Below are 21,894 nucleotides of genomic sequence, written 5' to 3'. Positions count from 1 at the left end.
CTCGGGGTTCGAGGCGACGCCCACCTCCGCGTTCGGGTTGGCCTCGCGGATGATGCGCTCGACCTCGTCGCCGGTGCCGACCGGCACGGTCGATTTGGTGACGACCACGGTGTAGCCGGTCACCGCCTGCGCGATCTCTTTCGCGGCGGCGTAGACGTAGGAGAGGTCGGCGAAGCCGTCGCCGCGGCGCGACGGGGTGCCGACGGCGATGAACACGGCATCGGCGCCTGCGACTGCGGGCTTGAGATCGGTGGTGAAGGACAGGCGCTTGGCCCGGACGTTGTCGGCCACCAGCGTTTCGAGGCCGGGCTCGTAGATCGGCATACGGCCGGCTTCCAGCGCCTCGATCTTCTTCGGGTCGACGTCGACGCAGATCACCTCGTGGCCGAAATCGGCGAAACACGCCCCCGACACAAGGCCGACATAGCCCGAACCAATCATCGCTATCCGCATCGAAAACCCTCTCTGGCGTGTGTCTCAGGCCCGACCGAGCCGGGGCCCGGCCGCGGCAGGCGCGATCGGTGACGTCATGAGGCGGCCGCTCCGGCAGGTCGGCGGGCCGCGCGATGGGGGCCGGGATTTCCGAACCTGGCCTCGGTGTCAATACGGGCCCCCGGATCAGGCCTCGCGGTAATGCTCGCGATACCATGCCACGAAGGCCGCGATGCCGGTCTCCAGCGGCGTCTCCGGCACCTGCCCGATCAACGCTTCGAGAAGCTCGGTGCTGGCATGGGTGCGGACCACGTCGCCCGGCGGCAGCGGCTTGAGGATGCGCTGCGCCGTGCGGCCGAGCGCCGTCTCCAGCGCCCCGATCATGGCGTCGAGCCGGACCGGCTGGCCGCCGCCGATGTTGACGAGGCGGTAGGGCGCGACGTCGCTCAGGCTGTCGGCCGGAGAGACCGGCCCGCCCTGCGACGGCAGCGGCGGTGGGCGGTCGGAGAGCCGCAGGATCGCATCCACCAGATCGCCGATATAGGTGAAGTCGCGCTCGGCCGCGCCGTCGCCGAACACCTCGATCGGCTCGCCCGCGAGGATTTTCTGGGTGAACACGAACAGGGCCATGTCGGGCCGCCCCCAGGGCCCGTAGACCGTGAAGAAGCGGAACGCCGTGGTCGGCACCGAGAACAGGTGCGCGTAGGAATGGGCCATCGCCTCGGTGGCGATCTTCGAGGCGGCGTAGAGCGTCAGCGGGGTGACCGAGCGGTCGGTCTCGCGGAACGGCATCTGCGTGTTGCCGCCATAGGCCGAACTCGTCGAGGCCACCATCAGGTGGCGCACCGGATGCGCCCGCACTGCCTCCAGCAGGTTGGCGGTGCCGACGAGGTTCGACGCGACGTAGGAATTCGGATTGATCAGGCTGTAGCGCACGCCCGCCTGCGCGGCGAGGTGGAACACGAGGTCGGGCTTGGCCGCGGCAAACGCGTCGAGAACCGCGCCGGGCGTTTCCAGCAGCGCTTCGACCGGCGTGAAGCCCGGAAAGCTCGCGAGGTCGCGGTGGCGCGCCCGCTTCAGCGCGACGTCGTAGTAATCCGAGAAGCCATCGAACCCGGTGACGCTGTGGCCTTCGCTCAGCAGGCGGCGGCTGAGGGCGTGGCCGACGAAGCCCGCCGAGCCGGTGACGAGAACGCGCATGCCGTACCGATGACCTCACCTGATGGCGTGGCCGATACCATCTCGGTCCCAGGGTCGCAAGGAAACGCCGATCCACCCGTCTTAAGCATCGGCCGAGCTTTAGGCCGAAGCGACACGTTTGCTCTGTGCGCAAGGCGCCTGCGACCGATGCGGGGCTTGCTTGTGGCGCAAAGCGGCTTACTTAAAACCGATCAACGGCCTGCCTGATTCGTCTTTCCTCCGCGACTGCGCGGCCCCGGCCTCATGGCCCGCGGGCGTCGGTTTACCGGAGAAGCCGAATCGGCCGTGACCTTCCTCTCCCGCGGGCATCGTCCCGCCCTCGCACCGACGTCAGCGAGTCTCACAATACCGAGTGTCGATCCGATGAACCAGCTCTTCCGCCTGCCGCAGATCGGTGAGGCCAACCCGATCGCGGAGCCGTCCGCCGAGTTCCGGGTGCCGTTCGCGCAGTCCGGCGCCTTCGTCTGCAAGTTCATCATCGGCGAGCCGAGCGATCAGGCGGTCTGCTGCGGCGCGCCCGTGGCCGACGGCAAGAGCTGGTGCGCCTATCACCGCCGCATCGTATTCGAGCCGACCCGGCCCGGCCGCATCCGCTAAAGACGCCGCACCGTCTCGCCGAGTTTTAGAGGGCGCCGCACTGCACCAGTGCGGCGCCCTTCTTCGTGCGTTTCAGTCGTAAAAATCGTCGCCGCCGATCGGCGAGAGCCGCCGTACCACGGTGCCGTCCGGGTAGGCGTAGCTGCGTGAGCGCATGACGAGGTAGCCCGCCGAGCGCGCCTGGGCGAGACGGCGGGCCCGGTAATCCTCTACCGCGTAGGCCGGCGGACCGGCTTCGTAGCGCTCGTAGGCCGGCATCGGATCGGCATAGCCGTAGACCGGGCGGCGGATGCTGCGGGGCCGGGCGGCCTGACGCTCCCGCAGATATGACGGCGGTAGGCGTTCGCTCATGCGGCGCGGGCGCTCGATCGAGCGCTGCGGCGCCGGACGCTCGACCACGCTCCGGCGCGGCGTGCGGATGCCGCGGGCCTCGGCCTCGCGCTCCGCCGTCGAGCGGGCGACGGCACGCCGGATCTGCTCTTGGCGCTGCTCGGCCTGTGTCGGTGCGGATGGCGTCGGCGCAGGCGGGGTCTGCCGGGCCTGCGTCGGCTCGCGGGTCGCCGGTTCCGGTGCCCGCTCCGTCCGGGTGGACTCCGCCCGCTTGGCAGGCTCCTGCGGCGCGGTGCGGGCCGGCGGATCGGTCCAACTCGTCCCCTCGCCCTCCCCCTCGGCCCAGGCCGCCCCGGAGACGAGGCAGGCGGCGACGGCGAAGCAGAACGAAAAGCGGCCGCTCGACATGGACACGCCCTCGGGCTGGCGGAAGGAAGGGGCTCGCCGGCCCCCTTCGCGTCCTGCGATGAAGCGAACGAAAAATTAACCCCGAACGGTGCGGCCGTCCACGGGAAAAGCAGGCGCGGACTTCAACACCCGGCGGGCTTCGTTCGATCCGTCTTGCTCACCGTCATCGCGAGGCGAAGCCGAAGCGATCAATCGGAGGCGGTCTCATCCATCGGCAGGGTGCGGTAGCGCCGCGCGGCGTAGAGCAGGCTCGCGCCGGGCCCGGCCTCTTCGGGGCGCAGCGCCAGGGCCACGACCTCGCAGAGCAGGATCTCGTGCGTGCCGACCGTCGAGCGCTCCGTGATGCGGCAATCGAACACGGCGAGCGCGCCGGGTAACGTCGGCGCGCCGGTCGCGAGTTCTTCCCAGCGGGCGGCGCCGAAGCGCTCTGAGCGCGGCAGCGCGCCGCCGAAGGCTTCGGCGACAGAGCGCAGCTCGCTCGACAGCGTGTTGATGCACAAGGCGTCGTTGGCCTGGAAGGCCGGGTAGGCGGAGGCCGAGCGGTTGAGGCAGACCAGCAGGGTCGGCGGGCTGTCGCTGACGCTGCAGACGGCGGTGGCCGTGAAGCCGGCCCGGCCGCCGGGGCCGTCGGTGGTGACGAGATGCACCGCACTCGCGATCCGCGCCATCGCCTCGCGATAGGCCGGCGCATCGACCGCGGGATCGGCAAGGGGCATGGCGGGGGGCATGGCGGGGGGCATGGCGGGGGGCATGGACACGCGCCTCTCGGCCGGGAGAACGAAGGGAAGGATTGCGGAGACGGATTCCCGCTTGAGCGATGCTGTGGGCACGACGATCCTCCGAGGCAAGGCCGGGCGGCGCGAAGACGCGTCGAGCGTGCCCGCGGTCGGGGGCGGGTTCTTCCCGAAAACCGGCGCTTGCTGCCGCAAAAGGGCGGAAATTCTACGGCTCGCCCGCGTCGTCCTTCTCCCGCTCGCGGTCGGCGCGCGGGCTTCGGCGCAACACGACGAGCTGCCAGACGGCGAGGCCGATCAACAGGAGTTCGAGGGCGAGCGCGGCGATCATGGGCCGGGCGGCTTTTGCGCTTTCTCGCGGTCGCGGCGGATCGAGCGCTTGACCCGGACGAGCTGCCAGACGGCGATGCCTAAGATCACCCCGAAGGCAAGGCCGATATCGAGGGCGGCGAAGCCGTGGTCGCTCACGAGGGTGCGGAGCGGCGGAAGGCGTCGCGCTCTTCCAGCGCCTCGATCAGGTCGAGGACGCGCACCGCCTGACCCGAGAAGTCCCACCACGGCGGCAGACCGGGCGCGGCGAGCGGCGCGGGATGGCGCTGCACCGCCTCGACCAGATAGGCGGTCTCGGGCAGTGCGGCTGCCAGCGGCTCGGCCGCAGCGGCGCTCGGCAGGGCGGCGCGGGCGAGCAACGCGGCCTTGCGGGCGCCGGGCACCCGAGCGCGGCGGCTGACCGAATCGAGGCCGTTGGCCTCCACCTCGCGGCCGATCTCGCCGTAGATCAGGCGCGCGGCGCGGATCGCCGGGCGGCAGGCCAGCGGCAGCATGGCGATGCCGGGCTCGGAGCGGGCGTAGAGCAACTCGGCCGCGGCCAGCAGCCGGGCCACGATGTTGCGCAGCGCGGGCGTCGCCTGCGGTTCGGCCAGGAAGGCCGCGGGATCGATGCCGGCCTCGTCGAGCCAGTCGAGCGGCAGGTAGAGGCGGCCGGCGCGGGCATCCTCGCCGACGTCGCGGGCGATGTTGGTGAACTGCATGGCGACGCCGAGATCGCAGGCGCGGGCGAGCGCGGCGGACTCGCGCACGCCCATGACGAGGCTCATCATCGCCCCGACCGCGCCGGCCACGCGGGCGCCGTAGGCCGAAAGCTCGGAGAGCGTGGCGTAGCGGCGGCCTTGCGTATCCCAGGCGAGGCCTTCGAGCAGGGCGCGGGGCAAAGCCTCGGGGATGGCGTGGGCGGCGAGCACGTCGGCGAGCGCCCGGTCGGCCGGGTGGTTCTCGGGGCGGCCGGCCTGTGCCAGCGCGAGGCGCCGCTCCAGCCGGGCGAGCGCGGCGGCGCGGTCGCCGCCGGCCTCGTCCACGGCGTCGTCGGAGAGGCGGCAAAAGGCGTAGAGCCCGTAGGCCGGGCGCCGGACTTTCGCCGGCAGCAGCATGGAGGCCGCGAAAAAGCTCTTGGAGCCGGCACGGATCGCCGCCCGGCAGGCGGCGTGGTCGGCCTCCGAGACGGCGAACGAGGGATCAGACGGAAACACGCGCATCCGGCACCACGGCATCGAGAACGCGGGCGGAGGACAGCACGCCCGGCAGGCCGGCGCCGGGATGCGTCCCGGCGCCCACGAGGAAGAGGTTGGCCACGTCCTCCGACCGATTGTGCGGCCGGAACCACGCGGATTGGGTCAGCACCGGCTCCAGGCCGAAGCCGGAGCCGCGGAAGCTCAGGAAGTCGTCGCAAAAATCCTGCGGCGTCGTCACCTTCGAGGTGACGAGCGACTCGGACAGGCCCGGCATCACCGTTGCTTCGAGGTATCGTTCGATCTTCTGCCGGTACGGCTCGGCGAGCGCCGTCCAATCCTGGCCGCCGGCGAGGTTCGGCACCGGCGAGAGCACGTAGAAGGCGTCGCAGCCGGGGGGCGCCAGCAGCGGATCGGTCGCGGTCGGCCGGTGGAGGTAGAGGCTGAAATCCTCGGCCAGATGTTTGCGGTCGAAGATGTCGACGAGCAGCTCGCGGTAGCGCGGGCCCATCAGGATCGTGTGGTGATCGACCTGCCCGAACTTCCGGTTCGTGCCGAAATACCAGACGAAAAGCCCCATGGAGGAGGCAGCGCGCTCCAGCCTCCGCTTGCTCCAGCGGCGGGTCGTGCCACCGAGGAGCTTTCGGTAAGTGGTGGCCGAATCGGCGTTCGAGACGACGATGTCGGCCGGGATGGTCTCGCCGCCGACGAGTTGCACACCGGTCGCCGCCCCGCCCTCGACGCGGATCTGCGCCACGTCGGCGCCGCAGCGGAGCGTGCCGCCCTGCCCCCGGATCAGTCCGGCGAGGCCATCGACGAGGCTGCCGGTGCCGCCCATGGCGAAGTGGACGCCCCATTGCCGTTCGAGATGGGCGATCAGGCAGTAGATGCCGCTCGCCCGGAACGGATTGCCGCCGATCAGCAGCGGGTGGAAGCTGAAGATCGTGCGCAGGCGCTCGTCGCGCAGGAAGCGGGCGACCACGTCGTAGACGCTGCGATGGCCGGACAGCCGCAGGAGGTCGGGCGCGATGCGCAGCATGCTGCCGAATCGGTCGAACGGCACGTGGCCGAGTTCCTCGAAGCCGACGCGGCAGACGGCCTGGCTATGGGCCATGAAGCGCTCGTAGCCCTCGACGTCGTCGGGCGAGAACCGGGCGACCTCGGCGCGCATCGCGGCGCGGTCGTCGCTGTAGGCGAAGCTCGATCCATCGTCGAAACGGATGCGGTAGAACGGGCGCATCGGCACGAGCGCCACGTCCTGCGCCATGTCGCGCCCGCACAGGCGCCACAGCTCCTCGAACAGGAACGGCGCGGTGACGATGGTGGGGCCGGCGTCGAAGGTGAAGCCGTCCTGGCGGTGGACGCGGGCGCGCCCGCCGGGCTGCTCCAGCCGCTCCAGCACGGTGACGCGGTAGCCCCGCGCGCCGAGCCGCACCGCCGCCGCCAGCCCGCCGAAGCCGGAGCCGATCACGACCGCGTGCGGCCGGCGATCCGGGCCTCCCACGTCCATCGGCTTGACGGCGAGTGTCAACATGAGTTGACACTAACCACCGCGGCGCGGAGGGCGCAAGAGGCGTGTGCGGTCGCCCTACGCGAACCGTCTCACAGGCTGTCGCGTGCGGTGTCCTGCCAGCGCACCAGCGGGTTCGTCAGCGCCACGAGCGCCGTGTCGGCGAGCTTGCCGACGACGGCGAAGCTGATGATCGCCGCGAGGATCTGGTCGGGCTTGCTGAATTGCTGACCATCGACCAGCAGGTAGCCGAGGCCTTCCGAGGCGCCCATCAACTCGGCGGCGACCACGAACAGGAAGCCGAGCCCGAGCCCGGTGCGGAGCGCCGTCAGCGTCGCGGGGAGCACCGCGGGGAGCAGAATGCGCCGGGCGAGCGCGAGGCGCGACAGACGGAAGATGCGCCCGACCTCGACCAGCTTGCGATCGACCGAGGCGATGGCACCCGCGACCCCGACATAGACCGGGAAGAAAACGCCGACCGCGATCAGCGCCACCTTCGGCGTCTCGAGGATGCCGAACCACAGGATGAACAGCGGCACCCAGGCGAGCGAGGGCACCGCCCGCAAAGCCTGGAGGCTCGGATCGACCAGCCAGCGTAAGGGCGGCAGGGTCGCGGTCAGCGCGCCGATCAGGATGCCGGCCCCCGCCCCGAAGGCGAAGCCGAGCCCGACGCGGATCAGCGTCGCCTCGACATGCATCCACAGCTCGCCCGACGCCGCGAGCGACCACAGCGCGGCCCCGATCCGACTCGGCGGCGGCAGCAAACGCCCGGTGGACAACCCGCTTGCCACCGCGATCTCCCAGGCGCCGGCCAGCACGAGCGGCAGGAGCAGGCCGAGCACGGCCCGCCCTCCCCCGCCCAGCAGAGCGGAGCGGCGGGGCGCAGCCGCCGGGGTAACCGGCGCGGCGGTGTCGGAGAGGAGGGCGGGGCCGCTCATGCGAGTCTGTCGGGAGGAACGGGCATCGGGGCGGGCTATCACACCCGAGCTGAGCGGCGAAACCGATCAGCGCCGAGCGTCGGTCGCCATCCGGAGCGCCAGCCCGGCGAGCACCGTCCCCATCAGCCAGCGCTGCGCCAGGAGCCAGAGCGGGCGCCCGGTGAGGAAGGCGGCGACCGAACCCGCCGCCAGCACGATGCCGGCATTCACCGCAAGACTGACGGCGATCTGCACGAAGCCCAGCGCCAGGGACTGGGCCAGCACCCCGCCCCGCTCCGGTTCGACGAATTGCGGTAGCAGCGACAGGTACATCACCGCGATCTTCGGATTGAGCAGGTTGGTCAGAAGACCCATCGCGAACAGCCGGCCCGGCCCGTCGGGCTCGAGCCGGCGCGGGGCGAAGGGCGAGGCCCCGCCCGGCCGCACGGCCTGCCACGCGAGAAAGAGCAGGTAGGCCGCGCCCGCGAGCCGCAGCGCGTCGTAGGCGAAGGGCACCGCCACGAGGAGCGCGGTGAGGCCCAAAGCCGCGCAGAGCAGGTAGACGAGGAAGCCCGCCGCCACGCCGAGCAGCGAGACCAGCCCGGCCGCCCTGCCCTGCACCAGAGTGCGCGAGACGAGATAGACCATGTTCGGGCCCGGCGTCAGCACCATCCCGAGCGCGATCAGGGCGAAGGCGGCGAGAGGGGTGACGTCGGGCATCGGCTCAGCGCCCCGGCGCGGGGTTGAACTGCGGGTCGATCAGCCCGTCCACCGCCGCCGCGACGTCGGTGCCGGCCGGGATCACGCCGGCCTGCTGCAGGGCGACGCCCGCCGCCTTGATGCTCTCGGCCTGGGCCGGGCCGACGGAGGGCTGGCTGAGATCGGTGCGCTCGATCTGCTTGGCGATGACGGCGTCGGGCAGCTTGGTCGCGTTGACCAGCGCGTTCTTGAGCGCGTCCGGGTTGGCGATGGCGAAGGTGCGGGCCTGCTCGTAAGCCGCGATGACCGTCTTCACGAGATCAGGGTGAGATTTCAAAAAATCCTCGCGCACGTCGAGCACGCCCCAGGTGTTGGCGGCGGCATCGCGATGGAACAGCACGGCCCCGCCCTCGACCTCGGACGCCGCCATCATCGGGTCGAGGCCGGCCCAGGCGTCCACGTCGCCGCGCTCCAGCGCCGTGCGGCCGTCGGCGTGCTGGAGCAGGACGAGCTTGGCGTCCTTCTCGGTCAGGCCGGCGCCCTGGAGCGCGCGGATCAGGAAGATGTGCGGATCGGTGCCGCGGGTCACCGCCACGCGCTTGCCCTTGAGGTCGGCGGGCTTGGCGATCCCCGTGTCCTTGCGGGTGACGAGCGCGGTCCATTCGGGGCGCGAGAAGGCGTAGACCACCTTGATCGGGTTGCCGTTGATGCGCGCCAGAAGCGCCGCCGCGCCCGCCGAGGAGCCGAAATCGATGGCGCCGCCGTTGAGGAATTCCAGCGCCTTGTTGGAGCCGAGCGACTGGGTCCAGCGGACCTTGATGCCGCGGGGCTTCAGCGCCTCTTCGAGAAAGCCCTTCTCCTTCAGGACGAGGCTGACCGGATTGTAGGTCGCCCAGTCGAGCCGGATCTCCGCCGGGTCCGCCGCCCGCGCCGCGGGCGCCGCCAGCGTCAGACCGAGAACGCCCGCGAGTGCGGACAGAAGGGTGCGGCGGTGCAGCATACGGCTCTCTCCCTGACGGTTTGGCGCGTTTCGTGCCGGCGCCTCAGCGCTAGGGCTAAAACAGCCGCGTTCGTTTCGTCAAACGAAAATTCGCAAAACAGAACGAGGCGGTTGCGCACAACCCGCCGCTGCCGAATGCCCCGTAACATGCTAACGGAACGGCCATGTTCGATCCTGTGACCGCTCTGGAAAAGGTCGTCGACGGCCTCGACCGCGACGCGCGCGAGCCGACCAAGCTGCGCAGCCTGCTCGTGCCCGAACTCAAGAGGGTGCTGGAGGCCGGCCACAAGGACGCCGAGCGCCTGCTCCTGAAGGAGCGCGACGGGCTCGCCTGCGCCAAGCGCATCAGCCGGCTGACCGATGCGGTGGTCCGCGCGATCTACGAGGCGGTGGTCTGGCGGCTCTACCCGAACGACAACCCCTCCACCGGCGAGCAGCTCTCGGTGATCGCCACCGGCGGCTACGGCCGGGGCACGATGGCGCCGGGCTCGGACATCGATCTGCTGTTCCTCCTGCCCTACAAGCAGACCGCGTGGTCGGAGAGCGTCGTCGAAGCGATGCTCTACGTGCTGTGGGACCTCAAATTGAAGGTCGGCCACGCCACCCGCTCGGTGGAGGAATGCCTTCGCGAGGGCCGCGCCGACATGACGATCCGCACGGCGCTCCTCGAATCGCGGTTCCTGTTCGGCTCCCGCGCGCTGTTCGAGGAGCTGGTGACGCGCTTCGACACCGAACTCGTCATCGGCACGGCACCGGAATTCGTCGATGCCAAGCTGCGCGAGCGCGACGGCCGGGTGAGCAAGGCCGGCGCTTCGCGCTACCTCGTCGAGCCCAACGTCAAGGACGGCAAGGGGGGCCTGCGCGACCTCAACACCCTGTTCTGGATCGCGAAATACGCCTACCGGGTCCGCGACCAGATCGAGCTGGTCCATGCCGGCCTGTTCACGGCCGACGAGTACAAGTTGTTCGAGCGCTGCGACGAGTTCCTGTGGCGGGTGCGCTGCCACATGCATTTCGTGACCGGGCGCCCGGAGGAGCGTCTGTCGTTCGGTCTCCAGCCGAAGATCGCCGAACGGCTCGGCTACGGTGCCCGCGGCGGCCTGTCCGGCGTCGAGCGCTTCATGAAGGCCTACTTCCTCGTCGCCAAGGATGTCGGCGACCTCACCGCCATCGTCTGCGCCGAGCTAGAGGCGCGCCACGCCAAGCGCACGCCGGTGCTCGACCGCTGGATCGGCCGCTTCCGCGACCGCTTCCGCGCGACCTCGATGGAGGCGGAGGATTTCTGGATCGACAACGGCCGGGTGAACCTGCGCGGCGAGGACGCGTTCGAACGCGATCCGGTCAACCTGATCCGCATGTTCTGGCTCGCCGACCGGCACAACCTGCCGGTCCACCCCGACGCGACCCGGCTCGCCAACCGCTCGCTCAAGCTCATCACCCACGGGGTGCGCAACGACGCGGAAGCCAACCGCCTGTTCCTCGACATCCTCACCTCGAAGAACGCCCCCGAGACGATCCTGCGCCTGATGAACGAGGCCGGCGTCCTCGGCCGGTTCATCCCGGATTTCGGCCGCATCGTCGCGATGATGCAGTTCAACATGTACCACCACTACACGGTGGACGAGCACCTGCTGCGCACGCTCGGCGTGCTCTCGGCGATCGATTCCGGCCGGGTCAGGGAGGAGCATCCGCTGGCCTCGCGCCTGATCGACGCGATCCACAACCGCCGCGCCCTCTACGTGGCGATCCTGCTCCACGACATCGCCAAGGGACGGCCGGAGGACCACTCGATCGCGGGCGCTGCCATCGCGCGAAAGCTCGGCCCGCGCTTCGGCCTCAGCCAAGCCGAGACCGAGACGGTGGCTTGGCTCGTCGAGCACCACCTGCTGATGTCGATGACGGCCCAGAGCCGCGACCTGTCGGACCGCAAGACCATCGAGAAGTTCGCGAGCGTCGTCCAGAGCCTGGAGCGGCTGAAGCTCCTCGCGATCCTGACGGTTGCCGACATCAAGGCGGTCGGCCCCGGCGTCTGGACCGCGTGGAAGGGCACGCTGCTGCGCACCCTCTACGACGAGACCGAAGTCGTGCTCTCCGGCGGCCATTCCGAGATCGCCCGCACCGACCGGACGCGCCTCATCCAGATGGGCTTGCGCGAACAGCTCGGCGACTGGGACGCCGAGACCTTCGACGCCTACGCAAGCCGCCACGGGCAGGCCTATTGGCTCAAGGTCGACGGCACCCGCCAGTACAAGAACGCCCGCTTCCTGCGCACCACCGTCGAGGAGGGCCGCACCAGCGCCACCACCTACGAGACCGACCCGGTGCGCGGCGTGACCGAGCTGACGGTCTACTCGCCCGACCATCCGCGGCTCTTGGCCATCATCACCGGCGCCTGCGCCACGGCTGGCGGCAACATCGTCGATGCGCAGATCTTCACGACGTCCGACGGCTTCGCCCTCGATTCGATCTTCATCTCCCGCGCCTTCGAGCGGGACGAGGACGAGCTGCGCCGCGCCAAGCGCATCGCCACCGCGATCGAGCGCGCCCTGAAGGGCGAGATTAAGATCGCGGAACTCGTCGCCGACAAGCATCCGAAGGAGCCGCCAAAAACCTTCCTCGTGCCGCCCGACGTGTCGATCGACAACGCGCTCTCCAGCCGCGAGACCGTGGTGGAGATCACCGGCCTCGACCGGCCGGGCCTGCTCTACGAGCTGACGACGGCGCTGAACCGTCTCAGCCTCAACATCACCTCGGCCCATGTCGCGACCTTCGGCGAGCGGGCGGTGGACGTGTTCTACGTGACCGACCTCACGGGCACGCGGGTGATGCAGCCCGACCGGCTGGCCACCATCCGCGCCGCGGTGATGGAGGTGTTCGCGAGTGACGTGGCGGCGTTGAGGGCCGAGGGGCTGGACGCGCTCGTGGATTCGCCGCCGCCGCGGGAGCAGTAGGTTTTGGTGGGTGATGAAGTCGGCTTGAGGGAACCAACTCACCGCCGTCATTCCGGGGCGCCGCAGGCGAACCCGGAATCCACGACTGGCCGCGACAGTGCGGTTGGCCGCACATCGCGGGTGGATTCCGGGTTCCGCTGCGGCGCCCCGGAATGACGGGGTGGGTTGTGAACGGCCGCGACCGAGTCCCCAAAGCTCCACCAAAGCTTGATTTCGGCTTTTGGCCGAATGATATCAGCGCCCATCCCGACACGAGAGCGCAACCGATCGCACGATGATGGCTGACGATACGGAACACCAGAACCAGACGAACGGCGCCGAGGCGAACCCGGAGGCCGCGCAGGCCACGGTCCAGAGCGCGGGAGCCGATGCCGAGGCGCTCGCTGGCGCCATTTCCGAGCGTGACGAGTTCAAGGACCGGCTGCTGCGCACGCTGGCCGAGATGGAGAACCTGCGCCGCCGCACCGAGCGCGACGTGGCCGACGCTCGCACCTACGCGGTGACGAACTTCGCCCGCGACATGCTCAACGCCGCCGACAACATCCGCCGCGCGCTCGAGAGCGTGCCGGCCGAGGCCCGCACCTCCGCCGAGGGCGCGTTCAAGGGCCTGATCGAGGGCATCGAGCTGACCGAGCGGGATCTCGCCAAGACCCTGGAGCGCCACGGCGTGAAGGTGGTGGAGCCGCATGGCCAGCGCTTCGACCCGAACCGCCATCAGGCGATGTTCGAGGTGCCCAACACCGAAGTCCCCAACGGCACCGTCGTCCAGGTGGTGCAGACCGGCTACGTCATCGGCGACCGCACCCTGCGCCCCGCTCTGGTCGGCGTGTCCAAGGGCGGCCCGAAGCCGGAAGTCGCCAAGGACAAGCCCGCCGACGCGGCCTGATCTCAGACGGGGCGCGTCGTCGGCAGCGTGACCGCGAACGCCGCGCCCCTTTCGCCCGCGGGCAGCAGCGCGATGGTGCCGCCGTGCGCCCGCAGCATCGCCCGAACGATGCCGAGTCCCATGCCGGTGCCGCCGGCCTCGCGGCGGGTGGTGAAGAACGTCTCGAACACGCTGGCCCGGTTTCGCTCCGGGATGCCCTCGCCGTCGTCCTCCACATGGACCGTCACGGCCTCGCCCGCCGCCCGCGCCGTGATCCGCAAGCTGGAGGCGCCGTGGCGCGCCGCGTTGTCGGCCAGATGCGCGAAGACGATGCCGGCATTCTCCGCCGAGATCGCCACGGTGTGATCCGTCCCGTCCGCCTCCACGATCAGCCCCGGATGGGCGTGCCGGAGCCCCGCCCACACCGCATCGAGGCGGGTCGTGCCGCGGATGTCGGGGTTGTCGGCGCGGGCGAGTTCGCGCAGGCGCCCGAGCAGCGCCGTGAGGCGGCCGGTATCGGCTAGGATGTTGTCGAGGAAGCGGGTCTGCTCGTCCGCGCTCATGGCGTCGGCGGAGCTTCCTTGCGCGTCGCGCATCAGCTCGGCCGCGCCCTGAATCGCCGTGAGCGGCGTCTTCAACTCGTGCGAGACGTGGGCCGCGAAGGTGGCGATGTAGTCGGAGCGCTCGTGCAGCTCGTGCTCCATCCGGTCGAGCCCGCGCGACAGCAAGGCGATCTCGCGGGTGCCGAGCGGGCCGGGTTCGGCCAGGACGGCGCGGTTGCCGCGGGCGATGGCGTGGCTGCGGGCGACGAGCGCGTGGATCGGCCGGGTGATCGCCCGCGAGAACAGCCCTGCGATGGCGAGCACCGCCGCCAGCACTGCGGCGGCGGCGAGCCCTAGCTTCACCCGCTCGCCGTAGAGATGGCGTATGATGGTGCTCGGTGTGCGCGACGCGTAGACCACGCCCGCAACCCGCTCGCCGACGCGGATCGGCATCGCGGTGAACAGGCGCACGCGGGTGCCACGGCTGATCGAGGTGAGCGCGGGCGCCGGCTCGTCGGAGACGCGCTGCCGCAGCTGCGCGCGGAACGCACCCTTCAACGCCGCGGCGACCTCCGGCAGATCGGCCAGCGAGCGCCCGACCTCGTTACGGCCGGCGATCACGGTGCCGTCCCGGTCGAGGATGCGGAAGCCCGCCAGCGTGACGCCTTGCGTCCGTTCCAGCACCGGCAGCAGGCCGGCACCGACGGACAGGAGGGCGGGATCGGCCGGGGTCGCCGGGTCGGTCGCATCCGGGCGGCGGCCGAGGATGTCGGCGGTCGCGAGGTCGATGCTCGGCTGGATCGGCTGGTAGCGCGCGTTCTCCGGTGGGCGCGGCGCGGCGGCACCGAGGAAGCGGTCGGGCTCGGGCAGCGCCTCGATCGCGCGGGCCGTCACCGCGGCGAGCACGGCGCTCTGCGCGATCAGCTCGGCCTCGGCCTCGCGGATCGGCCCGTTCTCGTAGACCCGTATCAGGAACAGGCCGAACAGCGGCAGCGTCGCGACGATGCCCAGCACGCCGAGCACCACGAGGCCGAGGCTCGGGCGCCACTTGTCGGTCCTCACGGCCGCGTCTCGCAGGCGCCGAGCCGGAAGCCGATGCCGTGGACCGTCGCAACGCCATCGCCGCAGCCGGCCGCGGCGAGCTTCGCGCGGATGTTGCGGATGTGGCTGTCGATGGTCCGGTCCGAGACGTGGACGCGGCCGGAATAGGCCGCATCCATCAACTGGTCGCGGCTCAGCACGAGGCCGGGCCGCGCCGCGAGCGCGGCCAGGATTGCGAACTCGATGGCGGTGAGCGTCATCGCCGCCCCGCCGAAGCGGGCCTCGTGCCGCCGCGGATCGAGGGTGAGGCCACCATGGGCCAGCACCGGATCGGGCGCGGCCTCGCGGCGCGGGGCGCCGCGGCGCAGGATGATGCCGACCCGCGCCACCAGTTCGCGCGGGCTGAACGGCTTGGTGACGTAGTCGTCGCCGCCGATTTCCAGTCCGAGCACCCGGTCGATCTCCTCGTCGCGGGCCGAGAGGAACAGGATCGGTACCTCGGAGGTCCGGCGGACCTGTCGGCACAGCTCCAGCCCGTCCATGCCCGGCATGCCGACATCGAGGACGATGAGCCGCGGCGGCTGCGCTGCGATCCGGGCCAGCGCCTCCAGCCCGTCGCGGGCGATGGCCGTGGCGTAGCCCGCCTTGGTCAGCGCGAAGCCGATCACGTCGCGGATATGCGGGTCGTCATCGACGATGAGGATCGGACCGGACATGTGAGGGACCTACCGGATGTCCGGATTCTTGAACATCGGGTGCAGCGTCAGCGGCGCGAACGGGCGGCGCTCCAGGTAGCGCTCCAGACGGTACCGGCGGAAGCTCCAGCCGCGCCAGTCGGCTGGCTTCTTGGCCTGCTCGACATGGTTGGCGCGCCACTTCGCGGCGACGTTCAGGTCGTACCCGAAGGCGTAAGGGAAGAAGCGGTCCACGGCCGGGATCGCCTCCGACCCGAGGTCCATGGCGTAGCCGAGATCGAACGCCTCGCCCGCGCCGCAGAGTTCGCGGCTGTGCTCGACGTTGTAGGTGCTGACGATCGCGGAGAAGTTGGCGAGCGCGCAGCCGTAGAGGACGACGAGGAGCACGATCCCGTTCATCGCGACGAGCCAGCGGTTCGAGCGCCGCAGGGCGATGCGGGCGACGATGAGCAGCAGGCCGATGGCGACGAGCCCCATCCAGACGAAGGCGGCGGCGCGCACCAGCGTCAGCGAGTAGACCGCGACGTAGAGGTCGAGCCGCAGGATCGCCGAGACCACGAGCAGGACGTTCTGGCCGATCCAGAGACAGACGAGCCGGCGGATCAGGGTCGAGCGCTCCCCGGCCCCGCCCGGCCCCATCGCGATCAGGACGAAGGCGGCGGCGAGCAGGGCGGTCGCGATCAGCGGATAGGCGCCGCGATGGGCGTAGGCCGCGTAGGTCAGCCCGTCCGGCAGGGCGAGGCCGCCCCAGAGATAGAGGAGATCGAGCCCGCTCTGGACCGCGAACAGCAGGTTGAACAGCACGAGGCAGCGCCCGATCACCGTAGGGTCGAGCATGGCAATCGGGGCCGGCGTCGCGGTGGCGGGCGTCGCGGTGGTGGGCGCCTTGGGGGCGCGGTGGCGCAGCCGGAAGGCCACGAACGGCCAAGCGAGCGCGGCCAGAAGGCCCCAGGCGAAGAGCCGCCCGGGCGCGATCTTCGGCTCCAGGGACAGGCGCGGGAGATCGTTGAGCCACGCGTCGATCAGCGGGTTGGCCGAGGCGAACAGGGCGCCGAATAGCCCAGTGAGCAACACCGGCAGGACCCAGCCCACGACCGATTCCACCCGCCAGCCCCGCACCATGGCGACCGGACGGTGCAGCCCTGCGGCGGCATCGAAGCCGATCTGGAACGGGCCGGCGACCAGCATCCGCCGCATGGCCGCGAGCGTCGCCGCCCAGCCCGGTGCGAGCCCGCCGGTGACGATGACGGCGAAGGCGATGAGCCCGCCGATCCCGAACAGGACGGCGAGAACTCCGGCATCCTCGACGAGCGGCAGCAGCCCCAGCACGAGTAGGATCAGCGCGACGCTGAGGCTGCGGGCATCCCGCCGGACCGGGTTGGCGAGCGGCACCGTGACGGCGAGCGCGGCCAGGAACAGGGCGAGCGAGACCCCGACCGCGTGGCCGTAGAACAGCCGGTCGCCGAGCACGACCAGGGCGGGCAGGAGGAGCCACCGCGCCGGCCGCAGCGACGGCAGCGCGGGTGAGAGGGCGGGTGAAGCGAGCATCGGGCAACCTCGTCCGGGCAATCTTGGGCGGTGCCGTCCGTGCATCCGTCGAGGAGGCACGGCGTCCGTCTCATGAGATTGCCCCGGCGCCCGGCAGCCGTTTCGGAGGCCGTGCGCAGAGGTTCAGGCATTTCGTGCAGGTTTTGTGCAGGGGGCCTCAGCCCCGCGTCGCGATCCAGACGACATGGCGCGGGCCGCTGGTGCCGCTGGCCGGGATGCGGGTCTCTTCCACGGAAAAACCCATCCGCTGGAGGCGGGCCTTGAACTTGCGGTCCGGCGTGCCGGACCAGACGCCGAGCACGCCGCCGGGCTTCAGCGCCCATTGGGCCCGCTTGAGGCCCCACTCGTCGTAGAGCCGGTCGTTGGCGCGCCGCATCAGCCCCTCGGGGCCGTTGTCGACGTCGAGCAGGATCGCGTCCCAGGCCTCCGCACCGGCCTGCACCAGCCGGTTCACGTCGATTTCCCGTAGCGCGACGCGCGGGTCGTCGAGACAGCCGCGAAACACCTCGGCGAGCGGCCCGCGGGCCCAGGCCGCGACCGCGGGCACCAGTTCGGCCACGACGACTTTTGCTTGAGGCCCCAGCGCCCGCAACGCCGCGCGCAAGGTAAAGCCCATGCCGAGGCCGCCGATGAGCACTCTGGCGTCGGGGCGCTCCACGAGATGCGCGCAGGCGAGCGAGGCCAGAGCCTCCTCCGAATGGCCGCGCGTGGAGTTCATCAGCTCCTTGTTCTCGACCACGATCGAGAACTCGCGTCCCCGCTGCATCAGGTCGAGGCTCTTGCCGCCGCCGGGCACGGGCCCGGTGCCGAGGTGGAGCCAGCCGTTCATGGGGACCCTTCGAACTGTGCGCTGGACGCAACCCCGGCCGCGTCGGCCGCAATTGCCCTGCTCAAGGCTCGGCGTCTATCAGCGCGCATGGCCAAGCGCATCAAGTCTCTGCCGCAGCAACGCGGGTCCGTGAGTTTCGACGTCGTCTTCACCGACGGCTCCCGTGCCTCCAACCGGCGCGTTCCGATGGAAATCCTGGGCGGCCTCGACGGCGACCTCCCGGCCCACCAGCTCATCGCCGAGCAGGAGGCCGAGATCGCCCAGAAGGCCGGCCGCCCCCCCCGCGAGATCGAGAGCCTGACCCGCTCGCCCGCGCCGCAGAAGCCGGTGACGGTGGGCTGATTTTTTTGGGGTTTTGGTCGATCCACTCGGCTTGCCGCCCCACCCCGTCATCGCGAGGCGGATCTGACGCAATCCAGAACGCGACCCTGCCGAAGAGAGCGCCGCGGCTTCCTCACCAGCGCTCATCCACCCCATCCCCCTCATCCTGAGGTGCCCGCTCCGGCGGGCCTCGAAGGAGGGCTCCAGAGGTCGCGCGATCCCTGGAGCCCTCCTTCGAGGCTCCGCTTCGCTCCGCACCTCAGGATGAGGGTCAGGGATGGAAGAGGATCGAAGAAGCGCGGCGCCGTCTTCTGAACCTGCGGAGCGCTGGATTGCTTCGGTTTCGCCTTACGATGACGATGCGGGTCTCAGTCAAGCCTTTCGAGCCGTTGTGGGGCGCTATTCCTCCGCTTCGATGCGGATCGAGGCCGCCTGCGGCTCCGCCTCGTCCAACCGAAGCACGAAGCGGCGCTCTTCCGCCTCCGCACCGTCGGGGCCGAGGCTGCTGAAGCCCAACCGCGGATACAGATCGCGCACCATCCCGTTCTTCGGGCTCGGCCGATACACGCCCACCAGCCGGGCTGCGCCGAAGTCTCGCGCCGCCGCGACCACGGCGTCGCGCATCGCCGCTTCCGCGCCGCGGCCGATCACCCGGCAGCTCATCAGCCACGTGTCGAGGACGAGGTCGGCGCCCGAGCGCCGGCCGATGATGATGCCGACGATGCCGTTGTCGGCGAGCCGGTCGGTCAGGCGGAAGCGGAGCGCCAAGGCGTCGGAATCGGTGAGGAGCGCCTGCGCCTCCGCGTCGGTGATGCGCCGGGTCGTCAGGTTGAACTGGTTGGTCTTGTTGACGAGCTGGACGATGCGGGGAAGGTCCGGCGCGGTGAAGCGCCGCCACAAGAGCCGCATGTCGAGGCCGGCGAGGTAGGCGGGCAGGTCGTCGCCCTGCGCCTCGACCTCCTGACGGGCGGCGTAGTGACGGCCGCGGGCGCGATCCTCGGCGGTGACCGAGAGCGCCTCGAAATAGCCGGCCCGGGCGATGCGGTCGGCGTAGCCGCTCGGATCGGGCGGGAGTTCCGGCACCGCCACTTCGGGCAGCGCCGAGCGCACCCGGTCGCGCTCGAACGGGTTGTCGTCGGCGAAGACGAGGGCGTCGAGGCCGAGGTTCAGCTGCGCGGCGACCCGGCGCAGGTTCTCCGCCTTGTCGTCCCAGTTGGCCAGGAAGGCGGCGATGTCGCCGCGCTTCAGCACCATCTCGGGATGGCGCTCGAACGCCTCCAGCGCGTTGGCCTCGTCGTTCTTCGAGACCACCGCCAGTACGATGCCGCGCCGCGACAGGTCGCGGGCGTAAGCCTGGAACGCGGCGAACGCCTCGCCCTCGGCGCTGCCCGGCCCGAGCACGAGGGCGGCCGGGCCGTCGTCGCCGACGACGCCGCCCCAGAGGGTGTTGTCGAGATCGAGCACCAGCGCCTTGCGCGACAGGCCGCGGCGCGCGCCAAGCATCCGGGCGACGAGATCGCCGAAGTAGGGGGCCGCCGCCGGGGCGATCTCCTGCTTGGCGCGCCACCACCACACGCTGTCGTGCCACGCCGAGAGCCCGTGGCGCTGGACCGCGGCGTCGAGCGCCAGCACGTCGATCCCTTCCTCCGCCGCCAATCCGGGAAGCGCCGCGTTCAGGCGTGCGACCGCTGCCGCGCGCGAGCCCGGCAGCCTGTGCTCGCCCGAGCCCGCGAGCGGCACCGGCGTCGGCAGCAGCGTTGGCTGGATCAGGCCGCAGCCGAGCTGCGTCCGCGCCGCCCGCCAGAGCCGGCGCCAATCGTCCCGCACCGCGCCTTCCGTCCGACGGGCCTGGTCGGCATCCTGCGCCACGTCGAACCCGGCGGTCGCGTGGGCGGCGTCAAAAATGAGCAGGATGTCGTCGGGAGCGAAGGCGTGGAGACCGGAGGCCGGATCGAGGATGTCTTGGCGATAGCCGCCGTAGGGCCCCTCGTAGAGGTCGAGCCAAAGCCCGCGCCGCAGCCCGGCGACGCGGATCGCGGGCAGGAGGTGCGAGACGGTCGAGGAGCCGAGCACCGCGAGCCGCACCGGCGGGCGCGCCAGCCCCGGAGGCGCTTCCGGAAAGGCGGCGTCGAGGGCGCGGGCCAGCGCGTTGGTGCGGACCGCGTTGAGGCGGGTGTTCGCCAGAGCGACGAAGCCGCCCCAAGAAGGCGCGTCGCGCAAGCCCGCCAGCCGCTCGGCCCAGGGGCCGGGATCGGGCAGCCAGTCGAGATCGGGCACGTCAGCCCCCGGCGAGTTTGCGGGCAACCGCGTCCGAAAGGTCGCCGACGCGGGCGAGCGCATCGACCTCGCGGGTGGTGAAGGTGATCCCGAACGCGTCCTCGGTCGCCATCAGGATCTCCACCATCCGGCCCGAATCCCAGCCGGCCACGTCGCGGGCGGTCATCTCCGGCCGCACCACAAGGGCGGGATCGTCGAAGACCTCGCGAAAGATGTCGGTCAGGCGGGCGTCGATTGCATCCGGGATCATGCGCAGTCCGGTTTTTTGTGCGTCCGAGTGCTCATAGCAGGGCGGCTTGGATGACGGCACCCGCTCGGCTTTCAGCCGCGTGTGAGCAGCCGCGCCGCGATCGGCGGGCGTTCGGACTCATTCGGTTCGGGGCTCTCGGCAAGGAACCAGCCGGCAGATCGAAAAAAGCCGGCGTCGCGACCGCGGGAGACGAGGCCGACCCGCAGCTTCCGATGCTCGTCGGGCAGCGTCGCGGTGACGTGGACCTTTTGCCACCGGTCCCGAAGCGAGAGATCGGCCTCGCGCCAGCGGATGCGCCGGTCGCCGATGGCCGCGGCGATCCCCTCCCCGCGATAGCTTCGCGGAATCCAGACCCAGCAGGTCAGGGCATGCACCGCCTTGCGGTCGCGCGGTTCCAGATCGATCAGCGGGCCGAACACCGTCTGGTCCTCGCCCGGTTCGGGCCGATGTCGCCGCAGCCGGCCGCTCAAGGGCGGCAGGAGGTTGCGCGGGGGCGGAGGAGCCAAGTCGGGCAGGCCGTGGATGAGGGTCCACGCGCGGCGGCACAGGTCGAGCCAGGGCGGCAGGTGGACCGCCGCCGCGAGATCGTAGGGGGCGAAGCGCGCCACCGTCCCCTCCCACCAGCCTCCTTCGTGGCGACAGACCGTCGCCGCGCCCTCCGCTGCCCGCACCACAAGAAGCTCCGACGGCCCGTGCCGGCGTAGCGCTCGCAGCAAGGCCGTAGCCTCGGCAGGACCTTCCTCCGGCCCGGCCTTGCGCAAAAAAATCTTCTCGCCGAGCTGCAGGTCTTCGAGCAGGCGGCGCTTGAGATAGCCGACCTTACGGGCCTCGCGCTTCAGCACGGCGGCGAGATCGTCGCTGCCCGCCAAATGGCCGGTGTTGTACTCGAAGTCGTAGCGGCCGCTGCGGCAGAACAGGTAGCCGGTCACGTGCGGATAGACGAACAGGTCGTCGCCCCGGCCGTAGAGTGCGAAATCCGAATCGAGCGCGTGGAGCAGCTGGTCGATCCGCGAGGCGGAGAAGCGCATGAGCCCCAGCGGCTCGATGCCGGCATAGCGCTGCACGAGGCCGAACTCGCAATTGTCGCCGATGCTCTCGAACCGGCCCAGCAGCGCGTGGAGGGGGAGGTTTTCCCCGCCGGACGCATCGTGTGGACTGTCGGGCGGCATTTTGGGGACCGATCGCGGAGGGCGTAAGCTCGCATCGGGGAAACAGTGGCCCGGATGCAGCCGACGGAGAGCCC

General features: G+C 70.8%; 22 protein-coding genes. 4 read left to right on the top strand and 18 right to left on the bottom strand.

What is annotated here, in order from left to right:
• On the bottom strand, window positions 1-453 hold a 453-nt coding region (locus ASG52_RS11965), incomplete at its 3' end, for a 3-hydroxyacyl-CoA dehydrogenase NAD-binding domain-containing protein (protein ID WP_162249995.1).
• Between the two features lie 165 nt (window positions 454-618).
• Window positions 619-1,632 carry an NAD-dependent epimerase/dehydratase family protein gene (locus ASG52_RS11960; protein WP_056243180.1) on the bottom strand — a complete coding sequence of 338 codons (1,014 nt, stop codon included), beginning with the start codon at window positions 1,630-1,632 and terminating at the stop codon, window positions 619-621.
• Window positions 1,633-1,995: 363 nt separating this feature from the next.
• Here ASG52_RS11960 and ASG52_RS11955 point away from each other — a divergent pair, with 363 nt between their 5' ends.
• Window positions 1,996-2,229 carry a GcrA family cell cycle regulator gene (locus ASG52_RS11955; RefSeq protein WP_056243178.1) on the top strand — a complete coding sequence of 78 codons (234 nt, stop codon included), beginning with the start codon at window positions 1,996-1,998 and terminating at the stop codon, window positions 2,227-2,229.
• A 72-nt stretch (window positions 2,230-2,301) separates the two neighbouring features.
• On the opposite strand, the gene ASG52_RS11950 is transcribed toward ASG52_RS11955, so the two are convergent.
• The 9 genes from ASG52_RS11950 to ASG52_RS11920 all read right to left on the bottom strand — a co-directional run bounded on the left by ASG52_RS11950 (window position 2,302) and on the right by ASG52_RS11920 (window position 9,332).
• Complete coding sequence (locus tag ASG52_RS11950; protein ID WP_056243176.1) at window positions 2,302-2,967, bottom strand: hypothetical protein; 666 nt, start codon at window positions 2,965-2,967, stop codon at window positions 2,302-2,304.
• 188 nt (window positions 2,968-3,155) lie between these two features.
• Complete coding sequence (locus tag ASG52_RS11945) at window positions 3,156-3,683, bottom strand: flavin reductase (RefSeq protein ID WP_056243243.1); 528 nt, start codon at window positions 3,681-3,683, stop codon at window positions 3,156-3,158.
• A gap of 226 nt (window positions 3,684-3,909) precedes the next feature.
• Entirely contained in the window at window positions 3,910-4,032 is a 123-nt protein-coding gene (locus ASG52_RS28300) for a hypothetical protein (RefSeq protein ID WP_286159018.1), read from the bottom strand.
• Window positions 4,029-4,169 (bottom strand): hypothetical protein, encoded by a 141-nt coding sequence (locus tag ASG52_RS27110; protein ID WP_156383896.1) that lies wholly within the window; start codon window positions 4,167-4,169, stop codon window positions 4,029-4,031. Before ASG52_RS27110 ends, ASG52_RS28300 begins: the two co-directional genes overlap by 4 nt.
• Window positions 4,166-5,233, bottom strand: a complete 1,068-nt coding sequence (locus ASG52_RS11940) for a phytoene/squalene synthase family protein (RefSeq protein WP_056243174.1) — start codon at window positions 5,231-5,233, stop codon at window positions 4,166-4,168. The genes ASG52_RS27110 and ASG52_RS11940 overlap by 4 nt, the downstream gene beginning before the upstream one ends.
• Window positions 5,214-6,740, bottom strand: coding sequence for a phytoene desaturase (locus ASG52_RS11935; RefSeq protein ID WP_056243172.1), 1,527 nt, complete (start codon window positions 6,738-6,740; stop codon window positions 5,214-5,216). Before ASG52_RS11935 ends, ASG52_RS11940 begins: the two co-directional genes overlap by 20 nt.
• A gap of 68 nt (window positions 6,741-6,808) precedes the next feature.
• The gene (locus ASG52_RS11930) at window positions 6,809-7,654 is read right to left on the bottom strand and encodes an ABC transporter permease (protein ID WP_056243170.1); all 846 of its coding nucleotides are present in this window, start codon (window positions 7,652-7,654) and stop codon (window positions 6,809-6,811) included.
• Window positions 7,655-7,720: 66 nt separating this feature from the next.
• Window positions 7,721-8,353, bottom strand: coding sequence for a LysE family translocator (locus ASG52_RS11925; RefSeq protein WP_056243168.1), 633 nt, complete (start codon window positions 8,351-8,353; stop codon window positions 7,721-7,723).
• 4 nt (window positions 8,354-8,357) lie between these two features.
• A complete protein-coding gene (locus ASG52_RS11920; protein ID WP_056243166.1) occupies window positions 8,358-9,332 on the bottom strand; it encodes an aliphatic sulfonate ABC transporter substrate-binding protein in 975 nt (324 codons plus the stop codon).
• A 164-nt stretch (window positions 9,333-9,496) separates the two neighbouring features.
• Here ASG52_RS11920 and ASG52_RS11915 point away from each other — a divergent pair, with 164 nt between their 5' ends.
• Both ASG52_RS11915 and grpE read left to right on the top strand, forming a co-directional pair.
• Window positions 9,497-12,283 carry a [protein-PII] uridylyltransferase gene (locus ASG52_RS11915; RefSeq protein ID WP_056243164.1) on the top strand — a complete coding sequence of 929 codons (2,787 nt, stop codon included), beginning with the start codon at window positions 9,497-9,499 and terminating at the stop codon, window positions 12,281-12,283.
• Window positions 12,284-12,557: 274 nt separating this feature from the next.
• The gene (grpE, locus tag ASG52_RS11910) at window positions 12,558-13,169 is read left to right on the top strand and encodes a nucleotide exchange factor GrpE (protein ID WP_056243161.1); all 612 of its coding nucleotides are present in this window, start codon (window positions 12,558-12,560) and stop codon (window positions 13,167-13,169) included.
• Window positions 13,170-13,171: 2 nt separating this feature from the next.
• On the opposite strand, the gene ASG52_RS11905 is transcribed toward grpE, so the two are convergent.
• The 4 genes from ASG52_RS11905 to ASG52_RS11890 all read right to left on the bottom strand — a co-directional run bounded on the left by ASG52_RS11905 (window position 13,172) and on the right by ASG52_RS11890 (window position 17,803).
• The gene (locus ASG52_RS11905; RefSeq protein WP_056243159.1) at window positions 13,172-14,752 is read right to left on the bottom strand and encodes a sensor histidine kinase; all 1,581 of its coding nucleotides are present in this window, start codon (window positions 14,750-14,752) and stop codon (window positions 13,172-13,174) included.
• Window positions 14,749-15,447 carry a response regulator transcription factor gene (locus ASG52_RS11900; protein ID WP_056243157.1) on the bottom strand — a complete coding sequence of 233 codons (699 nt, stop codon included), beginning with the start codon at window positions 15,445-15,447 and terminating at the stop codon, window positions 14,749-14,751. The genes ASG52_RS11905 and ASG52_RS11900 overlap by 4 nt, the downstream gene beginning before the upstream one ends.
• A 9-nt stretch (window positions 15,448-15,456) precedes the next feature.
• The gene (locus ASG52_RS11895) at window positions 15,457-16,974 is read right to left on the bottom strand and encodes a DUF4153 domain-containing protein (RefSeq protein WP_056243155.1); all 1,518 of its coding nucleotides are present in this window, start codon (window positions 16,972-16,974) and stop codon (window positions 15,457-15,459) included.
• Window positions 16,975-17,131: 157 nt separating this feature from the next.
• A complete protein-coding gene (locus tag ASG52_RS11890; protein ID WP_056243153.1) occupies window positions 17,132-17,803 on the bottom strand; it encodes a polyamine aminopropyltransferase in 672 nt (223 codons plus the stop codon).
• A gap of 87 nt (window positions 17,804-17,890) precedes the next feature.
• Here ASG52_RS11890 and ASG52_RS11885 point away from each other — a divergent pair, with 87 nt between their 5' ends.
• Window positions 17,891-18,145 (top strand): hypothetical protein, encoded by a 255-nt coding sequence (locus ASG52_RS11885; protein ID WP_056243151.1) that lies wholly within the window; start codon window positions 17,891-17,893, stop codon window positions 18,143-18,145.
• Between the two features lie 378 nt (window positions 18,146-18,523).
• Here the strand turns inward: ASG52_RS11885 and ASG52_RS11880 are convergent, their stop codons facing one another.
• The 3 genes from ASG52_RS11880 to ASG52_RS11870 all read right to left on the bottom strand — a co-directional run bounded on the left by ASG52_RS11880 (window position 18,524) and on the right by ASG52_RS11870 (window position 21,820).
• Window positions 18,524-20,401, bottom strand: coding sequence for an HAD-IIIC family phosphatase (locus tag ASG52_RS11880; protein WP_056243149.1), 1,878 nt, complete (start codon window positions 20,399-20,401; stop codon window positions 18,524-18,526).
• Between the two features lies 1 nt (window position 20,402).
• The gene (locus ASG52_RS11875; RefSeq protein WP_056243147.1) at window positions 20,403-20,651 is read right to left on the bottom strand and encodes an acyl carrier protein; all 249 of its coding nucleotides are present in this window, start codon (window positions 20,649-20,651) and stop codon (window positions 20,403-20,405) included.
• Between the two features lie 71 nt (window positions 20,652-20,722).
• Window positions 20,723-21,820 (bottom strand): hypothetical protein, encoded by a 1,098-nt coding sequence (locus ASG52_RS11870; protein ID WP_056243145.1) that lies wholly within the window; start codon window positions 21,818-21,820, stop codon window positions 20,723-20,725.
• Between the last annotated feature and the right edge of the window lie 74 nt (window positions 21,821-21,894).

The organism is Methylobacterium sp. Leaf456 (genome assembly GCF_001425465.1).
In the GTDB taxonomy this organism is placed as follows: domain Bacteria; phylum Pseudomonadota; class Alphaproteobacteria; order Rhizobiales; family Beijerinckiaceae; genus Methylobacterium.
This window is presented reverse-complemented; position numbering and strand designations above follow the sequence as displayed.

Coding starts and splice junctions, on each gene's coding strand:
- ASG52_RS11960 (WP_056243180.1), bottom strand. CDS start 1,632: ATGCGCGTTCTCGTCACCGGCTCGGCGGGCTTCGTCGGCCACGCCCTC.
- ASG52_RS11955 (WP_056243178.1), top strand. CDS start 1,996: ATGAACCAGCTCTTCCGCCTGCCGCAGATCGGTGAGGCCAACCCGATC.
- ASG52_RS11950 (WP_056243176.1), bottom strand. CDS start 2,967: ATGTCGAGCGGCCGCTTTTCGTTCTGCTTCGCCGTCGCCGCCTGCCTC.
- ASG52_RS11945 (WP_056243243.1), bottom strand. CDS start 3,683: ATGCCCCTTGCCGATCCCGCGGTCGATGCGCCGGCCTATCGCGAGGCG.
- ASG52_RS28300 (WP_286159018.1), bottom strand. CDS start 4,032: ATGATCGCCGCGCTCGCCCTCGAACTCCTGTTGATCGGCCTCGCCGTC.
- ASG52_RS11940 (WP_056243174.1), bottom strand. CDS start 5,233: ATGCGCGTGTTTCCGTCTGATCCCTCGTTCGCCGTCTCGGAGGCCGAC.
- ASG52_RS11935 (WP_056243172.1), bottom strand. CDS start 6,740: ATGTTGACACTCGCCGTCAAGCCGATGGACGTGGGAGGCCCGGATCGC.
- ASG52_RS11930 (WP_056243170.1), bottom strand. CDS start 7,654: ATGAGCGGCCCCGCCCTCCTCTCCGACACCGCCGCGCCGGTTACCCCG.
- ASG52_RS11925 (WP_056243168.1), bottom strand. CDS start 8,353: ATGCCCGACGTCACCCCTCTCGCCGCCTTCGCCCTGATCGCGCTCGGG.
- ASG52_RS11920 (WP_056243166.1), bottom strand. CDS start 9,332: ATGCTGCACCGCCGCACCCTTCTGTCCGCACTCGCGGGCGTTCTCGGT.
- ASG52_RS11915 (WP_056243164.1), top strand. CDS start 9,497: ATGTTCGATCCTGTGACCGCTCTGGAAAAGGTCGTCGACGGCCTCGAC.
- grpE (WP_056243161.1), top strand. CDS start 12,558: ATGATGGCTGACGATACGGAACACCAGAACCAGACGAACGGCGCCGAG.
- ASG52_RS11900 (WP_056243157.1), bottom strand. CDS start 15,447: ATGTCCGGTCCGATCCTCATCGTCGATGACGACCCGCATATCCGCGAC.
- ASG52_RS11895 (WP_056243155.1), bottom strand. CDS start 16,974: ATGCTCGCTTCACCCGCCCTCTCACCCGCGCTGCCGTCGCTGCGGCCG.
- ASG52_RS11890 (WP_056243153.1), bottom strand. CDS start 17,803: ATGAACGGCTGGCTCCACCTCGGCACCGGGCCCGTGCCCGGCGGCGGC.
- ASG52_RS11885 (WP_056243151.1), top strand. CDS start 17,891: ATGGCCAAGCGCATCAAGTCTCTGCCGCAGCAACGCGGGTCCGTGAGT.
- ASG52_RS11875 (WP_056243147.1), bottom strand. CDS start 20,651: ATGATCCCGGATGCAATCGACGCCCGCCTGACCGACATCTTTCGCGAG.
- ASG52_RS11870 (WP_056243145.1), bottom strand. CDS start 21,820: ATGCCGCCCGACAGTCCACACGATGCGTCCGGCGGGGAAAACCTCCCC.